At 43.2% G+C, this 15,579-nt stretch carries 13 protein-coding genes and 1 other annotated feature; of the genes, 11 read left to right on the top strand and 2 right to left on the bottom strand.

Going from position 1 to position 15,579, the window contains the following annotated elements; all coding sequences use genetic code 11:
- Positions 1-90 precede the first annotated feature (90 nt).
- Positions 91-312: a small acid-soluble spore protein SspI gene (sspI, locus tag DET59_RS10190; protein ID WP_113969566.1), complete on the bottom strand. Its 222-nt coding sequence runs from the start codon at positions 310-312 to the stop codon at positions 91-93.
- Positions 313-436: 124 nt separating this feature from the next.
- Here sspI and DET59_RS10185 point away from each other — a divergent pair, with 124 nt between their 5' ends.
- The 3 genes from DET59_RS10185 (at position 437) to pheT (ending at position 5,055) form a co-directional block, all read left to right on the top strand.
- Entirely contained in the window at positions 437-1,198 is a 762-nt protein-coding gene (locus DET59_RS10185) for a TrmH family RNA methyltransferase (RefSeq protein ID WP_113969565.1), read from the top strand.
- A gap of 59 nt (positions 1,199-1,257) precedes the next feature.
- Positions 1,258-1,495, top strand: a binding site (T-box leader).
- Positions 1,496-1,575: 80 nt separating this feature from the next.
- Positions 1,576-2,613 carry a phenylalanine--tRNA ligase subunit alpha gene (gene pheS, locus DET59_RS10180; RefSeq protein WP_113969564.1) on the top strand — a complete coding sequence of 346 codons (1,038 nt, stop codon included), beginning with the start codon at positions 1,576-1,578 and terminating at the stop codon, positions 2,611-2,613.
- A 27-nt stretch (positions 2,614-2,640) separates the two neighbouring features.
- A complete protein-coding gene (pheT, locus tag DET59_RS10175) occupies positions 2,641-5,055 on the top strand; it encodes a phenylalanine--tRNA ligase subunit beta (protein WP_113969563.1) in 2,415 nt (804 codons plus the stop codon).
- Between the two features lie 261 nt (positions 5,056-5,316).
- Here pheT and rnhC read toward each other — a convergent pair whose 3' ends face one another.
- Positions 5,317-6,240, bottom strand: coding sequence for a ribonuclease HIII (gene rnhC / locus DET59_RS10170; protein WP_113969562.1), 924 nt, complete (start codon positions 6,238-6,240; stop codon positions 5,317-5,319).
- A 132-nt stretch (positions 6,241-6,372) separates the two neighbouring features.
- Between rnhC and zapA the strand changes: the two genes are divergently transcribed.
- The 8 genes from zapA (at position 6,373) to DET59_RS10130 (ending at position 15,501) form a co-directional block, all read left to right on the top strand.
- Complete coding sequence (zapA, locus tag DET59_RS10165) at positions 6,373-6,633, top strand: cell division protein ZapA (protein WP_113969561.1); 261 nt, start codon at positions 6,373-6,375, stop codon at positions 6,631-6,633.
- A 7-nt stretch (positions 6,634-6,640) separates the two neighbouring features.
- Positions 6,641-7,180 carry a CvpA family protein gene (locus tag DET59_RS10160; protein ID WP_113969560.1) on the top strand — a complete coding sequence of 180 codons (540 nt, stop codon included), beginning with the start codon at positions 6,641-6,643 and terminating at the stop codon, positions 7,178-7,180.
- A gap of 194 nt (positions 7,181-7,374) precedes the next feature.
- Complete coding sequence (gene polX, locus DET59_RS10155; RefSeq protein WP_113969559.1) at positions 7,375-9,084, top strand: DNA polymerase/3'-5' exonuclease PolX; 1,710 nt, start codon at positions 7,375-7,377, stop codon at positions 9,082-9,084.
- A 20-nt stretch (positions 9,085-9,104) separates the two neighbouring features.
- The gene (locus tag DET59_RS10150) at positions 9,105-11,462 is read left to right on the top strand and encodes an endonuclease MutS2 (protein WP_113969558.1); all 2,358 of its coding nucleotides are present in this window, start codon (positions 9,105-9,107) and stop codon (positions 11,460-11,462) included.
- 63 nt (positions 11,463-11,525) lie between these two features.
- Positions 11,526-11,933, top strand: coding sequence for a DUF350 domain-containing protein (locus DET59_RS10145; RefSeq protein WP_113969557.1), 408 nt, complete (start codon positions 11,526-11,528; stop codon positions 11,931-11,933).
- A gap of 357 nt (positions 11,934-12,290) precedes the next feature.
- Positions 12,291-13,985 (top strand): long-chain-fatty-acid--CoA ligase, encoded by a 1,695-nt coding sequence (locus tag DET59_RS10140; RefSeq protein ID WP_397540933.1) that lies wholly within the window; start codon positions 12,291-12,293, stop codon positions 13,983-13,985.
- Positions 13,986-14,121: 136 nt separating this feature from the next.
- Positions 14,122-14,709: a TetR/AcrR family transcriptional regulator gene (locus DET59_RS10135; RefSeq protein WP_113969555.1), complete on the top strand. Its 588-nt coding sequence runs from the start codon at positions 14,122-14,124 to the stop codon at positions 14,707-14,709.
- A 21-nt stretch (positions 14,710-14,730) separates the two neighbouring features.
- Positions 14,731-15,501: an enoyl-CoA hydratase gene (locus DET59_RS10130; protein ID WP_113969554.1), complete on the top strand. Its 771-nt coding sequence runs from the start codon at positions 14,731-14,733 to the stop codon at positions 15,499-15,501.
- Positions 15,502-15,579: the final 78 nt, after the last annotated feature.

Genomic DNA, 15,579 nt, shown 5'->3' with positions numbered 1-15,579 from the left:
GATGCAGTAAAACCAAATCAGGGGGAATTTTAATATGGAAGGTGAAGACAAATAAACAAGGGCAACCCCTATTCAGGGTTACCCATGTCCTTACTGTGTTTGTTGCTGCTGCAATGATTCCTCTAATGTTTCAAGGACCATTTTTTGTTCCTGGGGATCTGCGTTTTGCCAGAAGACTTCAAGGAGTACACCGAGACCTGGAAGGGTTTTTTCTTCTCCTCCCTGGATTGCGTCAACGATGGTGTCTCTCAGTTCGTCCTGGTTGTTGCCAGATACGTTGTGTATGATCGCTTTTCGTAAGTTTAGATTCATCACACATTTCTCCTTTTTCGATAGTTGAGGAATTCATTGTTATCTTGTCTCAAATTGAATTTATTATGTAGGAAAGTTAAGGTATAATGAGACCCTGAATAGTAATCTAAAGGAGCGGATACGATTGAAGTATATTCAATCCTCAAAAAATCCTGTTGTGAAGCAGTGGAAAAAATTATTAACCAAAAAGGAACGGGATCTTACCCGTACATACATAGTTGAAGGCTTTCACCTGGTGGAAGAAGCATTAAAGCAAGAAGATACGATCCTTGAGCTTATAGTGGTGGAAGGAACGGATCTTCCGCAAAAATGGACCGTAGACTCCGTTTCCATGACGATGGTATCAGAAGAAGTCGGTAAAGCCTTGTCCGATACCGAGACGTCACAAGGAGTTTTCGCCGTTTGTAAGCAAAAAGAAGATGAACATGACATTGAAAAAGCGGCAACATTCATGCTCTTGGATGGCCTTCAGGATCCCGGGAATATCGGGACGATCATTCGCACGGCTGATGCAGCGGGTATTGATATGGTCGTATTAGGCAAAGGAACGGTTGACCCATATAACCCTAAGGTATTGCGCTCCGCACAAGGAGGTCACTTTCATATTCCGATCATCAGAGGGGATCTCAATGAAACCATTTCAAAATTGAAAGAACGGGAAATCCCAGTTTACGGGACAGCACTTGAAAATGGTGTTGAATATACAACGATCAACCCCCAATCTTCCTATGCTCTTATAGTAGGTAACGAAGGAAATGGTATATCGAAAGACCTCCTGACTGAAACCGATCAGAATCTATATATTCCCATCTATGGGAAAAGCGAGTCGTTAAATGTAGCGATCGCAGCAGGCGTTTTATTATACTATTTTAAAAATGGGCAGTGAATTTCTTGAAAAGGTTTGAAATCCGCCTGGAAATTCACTATAATAATGCACATATAACTTAAAAAACGTTGAAAGAGGAAAGTAGCACATGACCTTCTTTAAGGGAGAGAATGCCCTGGACTGAAAGCATTCTTAAGATAGCATGATGTGAAGATTTCACCTCTCGAGTTGGCATCGGGACCATTCAGTTGATGAATGTAAAGATGCTCCGGCAAAGCCGTTATCCGAATGAAGTGAGTATGTCCCTCGTGGATATGCTTATAAGGGTGGTACCGCGATATAAACCTCGTCCCTTTTTGGGATGGGGTTTTTTTATTTGTTTTTAAACCAATCCAGTACGATCATTCGGACGATATACATTAAAGGAGGAAGTATAAATGGAGGACAAATTACGATCCCTTCAACAAGAAGCAATCGAAAAAGTGAACGAAGCACAGGATTTAAAAGAACTGAATAATATCCGTGTAGCTTACCTGGGGAAAAAAGGACCTGTAACCGAAGCTTTAAAAGGAATGGGGAAACTTTCAGCGGAAGAGCGTCCTAAAATGGGGGCCCTTGCAAATGAAGTTCGTGGAGCCATTACAGAAACACTTGAAGCGAAGCAGGCCATTCTTGAAAAAGAAGCAGTTGAAAAGAAGCTTCAATCTGAAACGATCGATGTTACGTTACCGGGGCGCCCTGTGAAAAAAGGGAATCACCATCCGCTTACGATGATTGTGGAAGAAATTGAAGATTTATTTATCGGAATGGGCTATACCGTTGCTGAAGGGCCGGAAGTGGAAAAGGATTATTATAATTTTGAAGCACTGAACCTTCCCAAGGGACACCCGGCACGTGATATGCAGGATTCCTTCTATATTACGGAAGAAACCCTTCTGCGCACTCATACATCTCCGGTGCAGGCAAGAACGATGGAACTGGCCAAAGGCAAAGGACCAATTAAAATTATTTGTCCAGGGAAAGTGTATCGTCGTGATACAGATGACGCAACACACTCTCATCAATTCACTCAAATCGAGGGACTCGTCATTGATGAAGACATCCGCATGAGTGACCTGAAAGGAACGCTTAATGTGTTTGCGAAAAAGATGTTCGGCGAAGATCGTGAAATCCGCTTGCGCCCGAGCTTCTTCCCATTCACAGAGCCTTCAGTCGAGATGGATATTTCATGTAAGATCTGTGGTGGAAAAGGCTGTCGTGTATGTAAAGGAACGGGATGGATCGAAATTCTTGGAGCTGGGATGGTTCACCCGAACGTACTCGAAATGGCAGGATTCGATTCCAAGAAATACACAGGCTTCGCATTCGGAATGGGACCTGAACGTATTGCCATGCTGAAATACGGAATCGATGATATCCGTCATTTCTACACAAACGACACGCGCTTTGTCACTCAGTTCGGAACAGAAGAGTAAAAGAAAATTGGTAGGAGGTACTAACACATGTTTGTTTCATATAAATGGTTAGAAAATTATGTAGACTTGTCTGGTGTCACACCTGAAGAGTTGGCAGAGAAGATTACAAGAAGCGGTATTGAAGTTGAAGGTGTTGAACGAATCGGGGAAGAAATCAAAAATGTGGTCGTCGGTCATGTATTACAATGTGAGCCACATCCCGATGCGGATAAATTAAATAAATGCTTAGTGGATGTAGGAGAAGACGAACCTGTTCAAATCATTTGCGGAGCACCCAATGTTGCCAAGGGTCAAAAAGTGGCTGTCGCAAAGGTTGGAGCGGTCCTGCCGGGTAACTTCAAAATCAAGAAAGCCAAGCTTCGTGGTGAAGCATCTCACGGGATGATCTGTTCCCTTCAAGAGCTTGGAGTAGAAGGAAAGCTAGTACCGAAAGAACATGCAGAGGGAATTTATGTGTTCTCGGATGATGCTGAAGTAGGCAGAGATGCAGTTGAATTATTGAATCTTGATGATGCGATTCTGGAATTGGGCTTAACGCCCAATCGTTCTGATTGCTTAAGCATGCTGGGAGTGGCGTATGAAGTAGCCGCCATTTTGGATCGTGAAGTGAAGCTTCCTCAAACAGATTTAACTGCATGCAGCGAAAAAGCGTCAGATTATGTAACGGTAAAAGTGGAGGCGAAAGAAGATAATCCTCTATACGGTGCCAAAATCATCAAAGATGTGAAAATCGGTCCATCTCCATTATGGATGCAAAATGCGTTGATCTCAGCCGGGATCCGACCACATAATAACGTAGTCGATATTACGAACTATGTGTTATTGGAATATGGTCAGCCTCTTCATGCGTTTGATTACGACCGCCTTGGCTCCAAGGAGATCCTTGTCCGTCGTGCGACTGATGGGGAGACATTCGTAACACTTGATGATGCAGAAAGAACCTTATCAAGCAGCCAGCTTGTCATTACGAATGGTACTGAGCCGGTCGCTCTTGCAGGAGTGATGGGTGGAGCGGATTCTGAGGTTCAAAATGATACAACGACGGTCCTTCTTGAGGCAGCTTATTTCACTGGTGCGATTGTCAGGGGAGCCTCGAAAGATCACGGACTGCGCAGTGAAGCGAGCACACGATATGAAAAGGGTGTCGATCCTGATCGTGTCCTGAAAGCAGGGGAGAGAGCTGCCCAACTGATGGCTGAATATGCACAGGGGAAAGTGCTTGAAGGCACGGTTTTATTTAACGAACTTGAAGTTGAACCTGTGAAAGTAGAGATTACGTTAGAAAAAATCAATTCTTCACTGGGAACGTCCATCTCAGCTGATACAGTGGAAGATATTTTCCGCCGTCTTCAATTTGACGGAGAAGTCATTGGAGAAACGTTTGTTGTAACGGCTCCTACAAGAAGAGGGGATATTACGATCCCTGAAGATTTACTTGAAGAAGTGGCACGTCTTTTCGGTTATGACAACCTTCCGCTGACACTGCCTAAGGGAGAATCAACACCTGGCGGACTTTCAAATCATCAGTTGAAACGCCGTACGGTTCGCCGTTATTTAGAGGGAGCAGGACTCCTGCAGGGGATTACGTATTCTCTAACCAATGATAAGAAAGCAACACAATATGCACTGGACGTAAGAGAGCCTGTCCGCTTATTGATGCCTATGAGTGAAGAGCGAAGCAATCTCCGCTTAAGCATCATTCCACAGCTTCTTGAAGTGCTTACGTACAATAAAGCACGCCAAAATGATTCACTTGCCTTTTATGAAGTGGGATCCGTTTTCTTACAGGAACCAGGAGAAGAGCTGCCTAAAGAAGAGGAGCATATTGCAGGGGCGATGACGGGCCTTTGGCATCTGCATCCTTGGCAGGGAGAAAAGAAGCCTGCTGACTTCTACGTAGCGAAGGGTATCCTTGAAGGGCTGTTCGAAGAAATCGGCGTATCCGAAGTCATTTCTTACCGCCAGGCAACGGTAGAGGGCATGCACCCGGGAAGAACGGCTGAAATCCTATTGGACAATGAAGTCATCGGTTTTGTAGGAGCGATTCATCCGGAAGCGGAAAAAGAGTTGGACCTGAACGAAACCTATGTGTTCGAACTGAAGGCTTCACCAATCTTCCATTACGAAAAGCCGGCATTAAGCTACACGCCAATCCCGCGTCATCCATCGATCACAAGGGATATCGCCCTGGTCGTGGATACAGATGTGAAAGCCGGGGAGCTTGAGTCCCTCATTAAAGACGCAGGAGGCAAGCTTCTGAAAGAAGTTTCAGTCTTCGATCTTTATGAAGGGGAGCATATGGAAGTAGGCAAGAAATCCCTTGCGTTCTCGTTAAAATACTTCGACCCGGCTAAGACATTGACGGATGAAGAAGTGGTCAAAGTACATGATAAAGTACTGCAAACAGTGAAGGAAAAAGCTGGAGCAGAGTTGAGAGGGTAATACAGATCAAAGTGGAAGGTGTCAGACAATCGTCTGGCACCTTTTTGCTGTTTGGAGAGGTTTTTGCCTGTTGAAAAATGAACGGATTTTAACAGGAGAATATTGGGGTGAATTCAGCAGGAGGATATCGGGGGGATTTTAACAGGAGAATATTGCAGTAAATTCAACAGGTAAATATCATTCATAATTCAATGGCTGAATCCAAGATAACACAACCATCCAAACAGAAATCCCCACCGGAATAACCGATGGGGATTTTACTTATTTCCCGGCTAACTTCATCGCCTTCTCACTATTCGCGAAATGCCATTTCGTCATGGACTTTAATTCTTCAATCCCTTTACGTTTAATGATTTTCGCTGCGGCAACGTCTACATGTTTTCCGGCGCCTTTGGGTATTTCGACACCAGCTTTCTCACTCAATTTGTCCATTTCCTTTAAGAAGGCGTAACGTGCGATGATCGAGGCAGCGGCTACAGCAAGATGGATGCTTTCACCTTTTGTGCTGAAATACACGCGGTCCCGTTGGATTTTCTTTTGTGCAGAAATATGCTTGTAGTATGTATTCTTTTCAACAAACTGATCGATCAATATGCCCTCGGGTAGTTCCGGGTCCATTTTTTCCAACAGATTCAGGATCGCCTGATTGTGCAGGAGAGCCTTCATTTTCCCCTGGGTCATCCCTTTTGCCTGCATCGCATTGTATTTAGGATTATGCAGGATGAGTAATGAATACGGAATGGCGGCAATTAAATCCCGGGCAATTTTGATGATTTGAGGGTCGGATAAATTTTTAGAATCCTTTACTCCGAGTTCCTTCATAAGTGGAAGATGCTCCCTCTTCACGTACGCACTTACCACAGTGATCGGTCCGAAAAAGTCGCCTGTGCCCACTTCATCCGATCCGATGACAGACCAGTCGGCGAAGTTCTCAGGCAGTGTCGTCGTCCCTTTGGAAGGTGATTTTACCTTTGGAGGTTCAATTTTGCCCCACTGACTTGATTCTCCTTCTCCGTTAGACCCCTGAAACAATACTTTCCCCGATTTATAGGCAGTGATCGTACAGCCGGATGGCTTTGCTACAAAAACGGCACCCGGAGGCAGTTTCTCCGTTAATACGTTTTGGTAGTGGCCTTTCATTTTCTCAATGGTTTCTTTGTTTGCTTGAATGACGGTATTAGCCAAGTTTCTCTCTCCTTATGACAAAATTCATGTTTATAATAAAAAATGTGAGCTAATATGACAAATTCCTTCCAAAATCAAAAGATTTCGTGGTATGATAATGTTTAGGATTCTTATGAATGGGGGGCTTTCAGGTTGTCTGAACAACAAAAAAATCGCACCACTGTAGACATATATGGTCAACCATATACGATTGTTGGGACTGAATCAACTAGTCAAATCCGATTTGTTTGTTCTAAAGTGGATGACAAAATGAGAGAAATAAACTCCATGAATCCATCTCTCGACACAAGCAGGCTCGCCGTTCTGACAGCGGTGAATGCCGTAAATGATTATCTCAAACTACAAGAAAAGTTTGAAGAGCTGGAACGAGAAATCAAACGTTTAAAGGATTGAAAAAAAGATGCTGGATTTAGCTTTGTTGATCATCCTGGTGATAGGATTTTTAATAGGTTTAAAACGTGGATTCATTTTGCAACTGGTCCACATATTTGGATTTATCGTTTCTTTTATTGTAGCATACATATATTATGATCAGCTTGCACCGAAGTTAACATTATGGATTCCTTATCCTGTATTGGACGAGCAGTCCACATTGAATATGATTTTTGAATCGACCAATTTAGATCAGGCTTATTATCGTGTAATCGCATTTGCCATGATTTTCTTCGCAGTCCGGATCATCCTGCAAATCATTGGATCGATGCTCGATTTTGTTGCACATCTTCCTCTATTAAAGCAGTTGAATGTTCTTGGCGGAGGGATATTAGGTTTTATCGAAGCATACTTAATGATCTTCATTCTATTATTTATCGCCGTATTATTGCCGATCGAGTCGGTTCAAACATTCATTAATAACTCATTTATTGCGCAAGCGATGGTTAAACATACTCCTGTTTTCTCTGATATGGTGAAATCTTGGTGGATTGAATATGTAGCCTAAAAGAAGGGGCTGACTATAAGTATGCAATTCAAATTCGTTAGGGATGCCTTAGCGAATTTGTTCATCTTATAAGTCAGTCTTTTTTCTTTTTATAGCAATTTTGCTACTATATAGATGGAGTTATTTTGCTTTTGCAAGGGACTTGGAATCTTAAAGGATCCTGATCGTTAATTCTAAGATAGTGGGTGAATCTCTTGAACAAAAAAGATATTATAAAATTATTAGAAAACATTGCGATATATATGGAATTGAAAGGCGAAAACTCTTTTAAAATATCCGCCTATCGAAAAGCGGCAGCAGCACTTGAGAATGATGACCGAAGCTTACAGGAAATCAGTGACTTCACGAAGCTGAGCGGGATCGGCAAAGGTACGGCGGGAGTCATCGAGGAATACATAAACGAAGGAACATCTTCTGTCCTTGAAGAGTTAAAGGAAGAGGTTCCTAAGGGATTGATCCCCCTCCTTCAATTACCTGGATTAGGTGGAAAGAAAATCGCGAAGCTTTATAGTGAACTTGGGGTGGAAGGTATTGAAGACCTGGAGCAGGCGTGTAAGGAAAATAAAGTACAAGGTTTAGCAGGCTTCGGTAAGAAGACGGAAGAGAAGATCCTCGCATCCATCGAACAGGTTGGCAAGAGACCCGACCGTCTGCCGATCGCATTTATGAATGGGATCGCTGAGGAAATGGAAGGTTTTCTTTTAGGCATGGACAGCATCCAAACCTTTTCAAGGGCGGGAAGCTTAAGGAGAATGAGAGAAACCATCAAGGACCTCGATTTCATCCTCGCAACAGAGAATCCTCAAGAAGTGAAGGAAGGTCTGTTGAAACTGCCTAATATCGTGGAAACCATCGCTGCAGGAGATACGAAAGTATCACTGACTCTTTCGTATGATTGGGATGTCAGCATTGATTTTCGAATCGTGAAGCCTGAAGAGTTTGCTACTGCGCTTCATCATTTTACCGGATCAAAGGATCATAATGTCCGCATGCGAAAGCTTGCCAAAGAACGCGGCGAAAAGATTAGTGAATATGGCGTCGAGAATAATGAAACCGGTGAGATACAGACATTTAAATCCGAAGAAGAATTTTATCACCATTTTGATCTGCCCCTGATCCCGCCAGAGCTGAGGGAAGATGGGAAAGAAGTGGAAGAGTTCCATAAGGATTATTCCCTTATCACATTAGAAGATATAAAAGGGGATCTTCATATGCACACCACCTGGTCGGATGGTGCATTTTCGATTGAAGAAATGGTAGAGGCTTGCCGTGCCAAAGGATATCAATATATGGCCATCACAGATCACTCCCAGTACTTACGTGTGGCAAACGGGCTGACTACAGAACGATTACTCAAGCAAATCGATGAAATTAAAGAGATCAATAAGAAGTATGACGATATAGAAGTCCTGTCAGGAATCGAGATGGATATTCTTCCTGACGGTACATTGGACTATGAGGATGACATTCTTGAAAAAGTCGATCTTGTGATTGCCTCGATTCATTCGAGTTTTTCTCAATCACAAGAAAAGATCATGGAAAGGCTGACAACGGCCCTGAAGAGCGCCCACGTGGATATCATTGCTCATCCAACAGGGAGGATCATTGGTCGAAGAGAAGGCTATGACGTAGATATGGATCTTCTTATCCAGCTGGCGAAAGAAACCGATACGGCGTTGGAGCTTAATGCAAATCCGAATCGGCTCGATCTGTCTGCAGAAAATATCCGTAAAGCCCAGGAACAGAATGTAAAGCTCGTCATCAACACAGATGCACACAGTATCGATCACCTGGAATTCATGAAAGTCGGAATCGGAACAGCTCGAAAAGGCTGGATCAGGAAAGATACTGTAATCAATACTTGGGATAAAAAAGAGTTAATCAAATTTATTAAGCGAAACTGATAAAAGGTGGAATACATTCCGTGAATTCTAAAGTATTAAAAACGTTAGAGTTTGATAAAATCAAAGAATTATTAAAGCAATATGCTGCATCGGCTCTTGGTCATGCAAAGGTATCTTCTCTCATGCCATCCGTTGAGTATGAAGAAATTACAGCTCTTCACGAAGAAACAGATGAAGCCATGACCATCCTCAGGTTGAAGGGGCATGCCCCATTAGGCGGGATTTTCGATATACGTCCTCACGTCAAGCGTGCTCAAATAGGCGGGATGCTTTCCCCTTCTGAATTCGTTCAGGTGGCGAGTACAATCCGGGCAAGCAGGAAGCTGACGCTTTTTGTAGAGGAATTATTGGAGGAAGAAGTGGACGTACCCCTGCTGCAGGAGAAAATGGGTACGGTCATTCCCCTTCCTCATTTAGAGCAGGATATTAGGAAGGTCGTCGACGATAACGGAGAAATCCTTGATACAGCCAGTGAAGCACTCCGCTCGATCCGTACGCAGCTCCGGGCCAATGAAGGACAGATCCGGGAGAAACTTGAACGAATGATCCGCTCTTCCAATGCTCAAAAAATGTTATCAGATGCAATCATTACCATTCGGAACGATCGATATGTGATTCCGGTTAAACAGGAGTACAGGGGTCAATATGGCGGGATCATCCATGATCAATCATCATCGGGGCAAACGTTATTTATTGAACCGGAAGCCATCGTTCAACTGAATAATCAACTTCGTGAGCTTCGATTAAAAGAGCAAGCTGAAATTGAAAAGATTCTCCAGGAGCTGTCTGAAAGTGTACAAGAATCAGGAGAAGAACTGCTCTTGATTGTCAGCGTCCTGTCGGATATTGACTTCATGTTCACAAAAGCAAAATTCGGACGATCTATTAAAGGGTCTAAACCGACGATCAATAATGAACGTCGGGTGAGGCTCAACAAAGCCCGACATCCTCTTTTGCCGATGGATGAGGCGGTGGCGAATGATATCGAGTTGGGAACTGACTTTTCTTCCATTGTCATCACCGGGCCGAATACCGGGGGGAAAACCGTTACCCTGAAAACATTGGGATTAACGAGTTTAATGGCCCAGGCCGGTCTCCCGATCCCGGCTCTCGATGGATCAGAAGTCGGCGTCTTCCGCACCGTGTATGCTGATATCGGCGACGAGCAATCGATTGAACAAAGCTTAAGTACCTTCTCTTCTCATATGGTCAATATCGTGGACATCCTTAAAAAGGCAGATCATGAGAGTTTAGTGCTGTTTGATGAACTGGGTGCCGGTACAGATCCTCAAGAAGGTGCGGCCCTTGCCATTTCCATTTTGGATGATGTACATGGAACGGGTGCAAGAGTCGTGGCGACCACTCACTATCCTGAATTGAAAGCATATGGGTACAATCGTGAAGGAGTCGTGAATGCCAGTGTGGAATTTAATGTAGAAACATTAAGTCCTACCTATAAGCTTTTGCTCGGGGTCCCGGGAAGAAGTAATGCATTTGAGATTTCGAAGCGTTTAGGGCTTTCAGATTCAGTCATTCAGAGAGCAAAGTCCCATATCGGAACGGATAGTAAAGAAGTGGAGAATATGATTGCCTCCCTCGAAGACAGCAGACGCCAGGGGGAACGGGAGCTTGAGGAAGCCCATGAACTATTAAGGCAAGCTGAGAAAATGCATAAAGATATGCAGAAGCAAATGATGGAGTATTATGAGAAAAAGGATACACTTTACGAAAAAGCTCAACAAAAAGCCACTGAAGTCGTAGAAAAGGCGAAGGCAGAAGCTGAACAAGTGATTAAAGATTTACGAAAAATGCAGCATGAAAAATCAGCTGGAATCAAAGAACATGAACTGATCCATGCGAAGAAACAATTGGAAGAGGCTACACCGAAATTGAAAACGTCCGGTCAAAAGAAAAAAGTCAATCAGGCGAAGCATGAGTTAAAAGCCGGGGACGAAGTCAAAGTTATAAGCTTTGATCAAAAAGGCCACTTGATTGAACGATTGTCTGCGAAAGAATGGCAGGTACAGATGGGCATCATGAAAATGAAGGTGAAGGAATCAGATCTTGAATTCATTCAATCACAACAGAAGGTAGAGACGAAGCCACTTGCCACAGTGAAAGGGAAAGATTTTCACGTCAGCCTTGAGCTGGATCTGCGTGGTGAGCGTTTCGAAAATGCGTTATCCAGAGTGGAGAAATACATCGATGATGCTCTGCTTGCTGGTTATCCCCGGGTTTCCATCATTCATGGGAAAGGTACGGGAGCTTTAAGGCAAGGAGTGCAGGAATACTTGAACAATCACCGATCGGTCAAAAACATTCGTTTCGGGGATGCAGGTGAAGGTGGAACCGGTGTCACAGTCGTTCAATTTAAATAAGAGCCTTTGAGACTGCTCCAATAAATAGAGTGGTTTAAATAAAGCGGTAAAGGGAGCTTTACAATGAAGAACTTTTGGGAAAATGAATTTGTTCAAACGGCTGGGAATTATAGCGTGGTCATACTGTGTCTGGTTCTGTTCTTGGCTATCTTCGAACTGGTCACCAAGTACAAGAATTGGGAAGAAATAAATAAAGGCAACTTGGCCGTGGCGATGGCAACCGGAGGGAAGATATTCGGGATAGCGAATATCTTCCGCCATTCCATCAGCCATAACGATACCATCCTGACAACCATCGGGTGGGGTGTGTTTGGCTTTTTTCTACTACTGATCGGCTATTTCATTTATGAATTTCTCACACCCAAATTTAAAATTGATGAAGAAATCGCTAATGACAACCGGGCAGTCGGCTTCATTTCATTGGTCATTTCAGTTGGTTTATCCTATGTCATAGGAGCCGGAATATCGTAAGGAGAGGGAATATGGAAACATTGGCAAAGGTTATGCTCACGCTATGTGGGGGCTTTTTACTCGTAGGGATCATTTATATGTTGTTTTTTACGTAAATGATTGAACTTATATCGAGGTTAATATCATAAAGAGCTTGGATATTGAAACAATGCTAAAATAATAATAATGTACGAGCAGACTGTCATATGGTTGAATAGGCAGTCTTTTTTCTTTGATAAAATCATCTGTAAGGAAGGTCAAGCCTAAGAAATAGGAAAAAAGTATCGAGTGGATTGAATTGAAATTGTAACTGAAGTCCCCTTATATTATAATAGTGAATAGAAGAAATTTTCTAAATATTCAAAGGGAGGGATTACAATGAACAAACCATGGTTTGCTGAATATCCAGCAGAGATTCCCACGGAGCTCGATCTGACTGAAAAGCCGCTACAGTCCTATTTAACTGAGGCAGCTACCCTTTATAGCAGTAAAGTAGCCATTCAATTTATGGGCAAGGAGTTGACCTACACAGAATTACATGAATCCGCACTCAAGTTCGCTCATTACCTGAAGACGCTTGGGATTAAGAAAGACGATCGGGTGGCGATCATGCTGCCGAATACTCCACAATCCGTCATCGCGTACTATGGCATTCTCTATGCAGGTGGAATTGTCGTACAAACCAATCCACTATATATGGAGAGGGAAATCGAATACCAAATGAAGGACTCGGGTGCCAAGGTGATCCTGACATTGGATATTTTATATCCAAGAGTGTCGAAAGTGATGAAGAATACTGAACTTGAGCACATTATTGTAACCGCTATCAAAGACTACCTTCCATTTCCCAAGAATCTCATCTACCCATTCATCCAGAAGAAACAATACGGCATTGTTGTGAAAGTGGACCATTCAGGACAGAATCACTTATTTACCGAGATCATGAAAACAGCCAAACCAGAAAGTGCCGATCAGGCATTCGATTTTGAAAACGATGTTGCCCTTCTTCAATACACAGGCGGGACGACAGGTTTCCCGAAAGGGGTTATGCTTACTCATAAGAACCTTGTCGCCAATGCTTCCATGTGTGACGCATGGCTTTATAAATGTAAAAAAGGAGAAGAGCGTGTCCTTGGAATCCTTCCATTCTTTCATGTGTACGGTATGACAGCCGTTATGATATTATCCGTCATGCAGGGATATAAAATGATCTTACTCCCTAAATTTGATCCGGAAACAACCTTGAAAACCATTCAAAAGCAGAAACCGACCCTATTTCCTGGTGCACCTACCATCTATATCGGCCTGCTGAATCATCCGGAACTGAAGAATTATGACTTATCCTCCATCGATTCATGCCTAAGTGGAAGCGCCCCATTGCCTGTTGAAGTGCAGCAGCAATTTGAAGTCGTCACCGGCGGGAAACTGGTTGAAGGATATGGATTGACAGAATCTTCACCTGTCACACATTCCAATTTCCTTTGGGATAAAGAGAGGATCAAGGGAAGCGTAGGGGTTCCTTGGCCAAGTACGGATGCAGCCATCTTCTCACTGGAAACAGGAGAACCGCTTCCGCCGAATGAAATGGGTGAAATCGTCGTGAAAGGTCCTCAAGTGATGAAGGGTTACTGGAATCGTCCTGAGGAAACCGAACAAACGTTAAGGGATGGCTGGCTATTGACCGGGGATTTGGGGTATATGGATGAGAGAGGTTACTTCTATGTTGTGGATCGCAAAAAGGATATGATCATTGCGGGAGGCTTTAATATTTACCCTCGTGAAATCGAAGAGGTCCTCTATGAACACCCTGCGATTCAAGAGGTTGTAGCTGCAGGCGTTCCGGATGAGTACCGAGGAGAAACCGTAAAGGCGTATGTGGTCCTGAAAGAAGGAGAAGTCCTGACAGAGGAAGAACTCAATGAATTTGCCCGTAAATACCTGGCTGCCTACAAGGTGCCCCGGATTTATGAGTTTAGAAAAGAGCTTCCTAAAACGGCAGTAGGAAAAATATTACGCAGAGCACTTGTAGAAGAAGAGCGCCAAAAGACAGAAGAAGAACAGAAAACAAGTTAAATGAATACCATTGGGCTTTTTCTTTTTGCTGTGAAATTGGACAAGGCATCTTTTCTTGACAAGTAAAGAGAAACCTTTTATTATAAAAATATGAATGAACAGTCATTCATATTTTCTTAAGGCAGGTCAATAACTCATGAAACGAAATAAACCTAAATACAAGCAAATTATCGATGCTGCTGTTATCGTTATAGCAGAAAATGGTTACCATCAGGCACAAGTATCCAAGATTGCGAAGCAGGCCGGGGTCGCTGATGGAACGATTTATCTCTATTTTAAAAATAAAGAAGATATCCTGATTTCGTTGTTCAAAGAAAAAATGGTACTCTTTGTCGAAAAAATTGAGGAAGTTATAGCAGGAAAACAGACAGTTTCAGAGAAATTATTAGTGATGATTGAAAATCATTGTAAAATTCTGTCGGATGATCACCATCTGGCGATTGTGACCCAACTGGAGCTCAGGCAATCCAATAAGGATATCCGCTTGAAAATCAACGATGTATTAAAAGGATATCTGCAATTAGTCGATAAAATTCTGATTAGCGGAATAGAATCCGGAGAATTTTCAAGTGATCTGGATGTCCGGCTGGCTCGTCAAATGATCTTCGGTACTCTGGATGAAATGGTGACAACGTGGGTGATGAACGAACAGAAATATGACTTAGTAGCTCAAGTCCCTGCTATTCACAAACTATTACTTCATGGGTGTGGCGGCAGGAACTAAATTAGTTTAGGGGGATGAGAGATGGAAAGTTTATCATGGTCATTAGAGGGAAAGGTAGCAACGGTTCTAATCCAAAGACCTCCTGCTAATGCTTTAGCCAGTGGACTTATTAAAGAAATCGATTCAGTTCTGGATGAGCTGGAAGAAAACGCTGAAGTACGTGTGATCTTACTGAAGGGTGAGGGGCGTTTCTTCTCGGCAGGAGCTGACATTAAAGAATTCACAACGATTGAAACGGGTGAAGAATTCTCTCAATTGGCGAAAAAAGGCCAGGACGTCTTTGAGCGGATGGAGAACTTTTCAAAGCCGATCATTGCAGCCATCCATGGCGCAGCGCTAGGAGGAGGTTTGGAGCTTGCAATGGGATGTCACATCCGATTGGTCAGCGAGAATGCAAAGCTCGGTCTGCCGGAGCTTCAGTTAGGCCTTGTACCTGGATTTGCCGGCTCCCAGCGCTTGCCGAAATTGGTAGGCAGGGCAAAAGCGGCAGAAATGCTATTAACGAGTGAGCCTATCAGCGGAACAGAAGCGGTACAGTGGGGACTTGCCAATAAAGCATATCCTGAGGACCAGCTTTTCGATAAAGCAAAGGAAATGGCCGATAAGATAGCGAAGAAGAGCCCAGGGGCGATGAAAGCAGCCATTGAGCTGTTAAGTTATACAAAAGATGATCGTTTCTATGAAGGTGTAATGAGAGAATCGGATCTTTTCGGTGAAATTTTTGTATCGGCGGATGCCAAAGAGGGTATTTCAGCGTTTGTTGAAAAGAGAGAACCGCACTTTAAAGGCTAGAATACATTCTTGTAATATAGTAAACTCTTATTGAGGGGCAGTATTGAATGGACGTTTCCGTTCAAGCTGCCCATTCAA

Source organism: Rossellomorea aquimaris, from assembly GCF_003315075.1.
Taxonomy (GTDB): Bacteria; Bacillota; Bacilli; order Bacillales; family Bacillaceae_B; genus Rossellomorea; species Rossellomorea aquimaris_C.
The sequence above is the reverse complement of the archived record's forward strand: the minus strand, read 5'-3'. Positions and strand labels throughout refer to the sequence as shown.

Excerpts from the sequence above, each read along its gene's own strand:
- DET59_RS10145 (WP_113969557.1), top strand. The coding sequence starts at position 11,526 with ATGAAGAACTTTTGGGAAAATGAATTTGTTCAAACGGCTGGGAATTAT.
- pheT (WP_113969563.1), top strand. The coding sequence starts at position 2,641 with ATGTTTGTTTCATATAAATGGTTAGAAAATTATGTAGACTTGTCTGGT.
- DET59_RS10135 (WP_113969555.1), top strand. The coding sequence starts at position 14,122 with ATGAAACGAAATAAACCTAAATACAAGCAAATTATCGATGCTGCTGTT.
- pheS (WP_113969564.1), top strand. The coding sequence starts at position 1,576 with ATGGAGGACAAATTACGATCCCTTCAACAAGAAGCAATCGAAAAAGTG.
- DET59_RS10160 (WP_113969560.1), top strand. The coding sequence starts at position 6,641 with ATGCTGGATTTAGCTTTGTTGATCATCCTGGTGATAGGATTTTTAATA.
- DET59_RS10130 (WP_113969554.1), top strand. The coding sequence starts at position 14,731 with ATGGAAAGTTTATCATGGTCATTAGAGGGAAAGGTAGCAACGGTTCTA.
- DET59_RS10140 (WP_397540933.1), top strand. The coding sequence starts at position 12,291 with ATGAACAAACCATGGTTTGCTGAATATCCAGCAGAGATTCCCACGGAG.
- sspI (WP_113969566.1), bottom strand. The coding sequence starts at position 312 with ATGAATCTAAACTTACGAAAAGCGATCATACACAACGTATCTGGCAAC.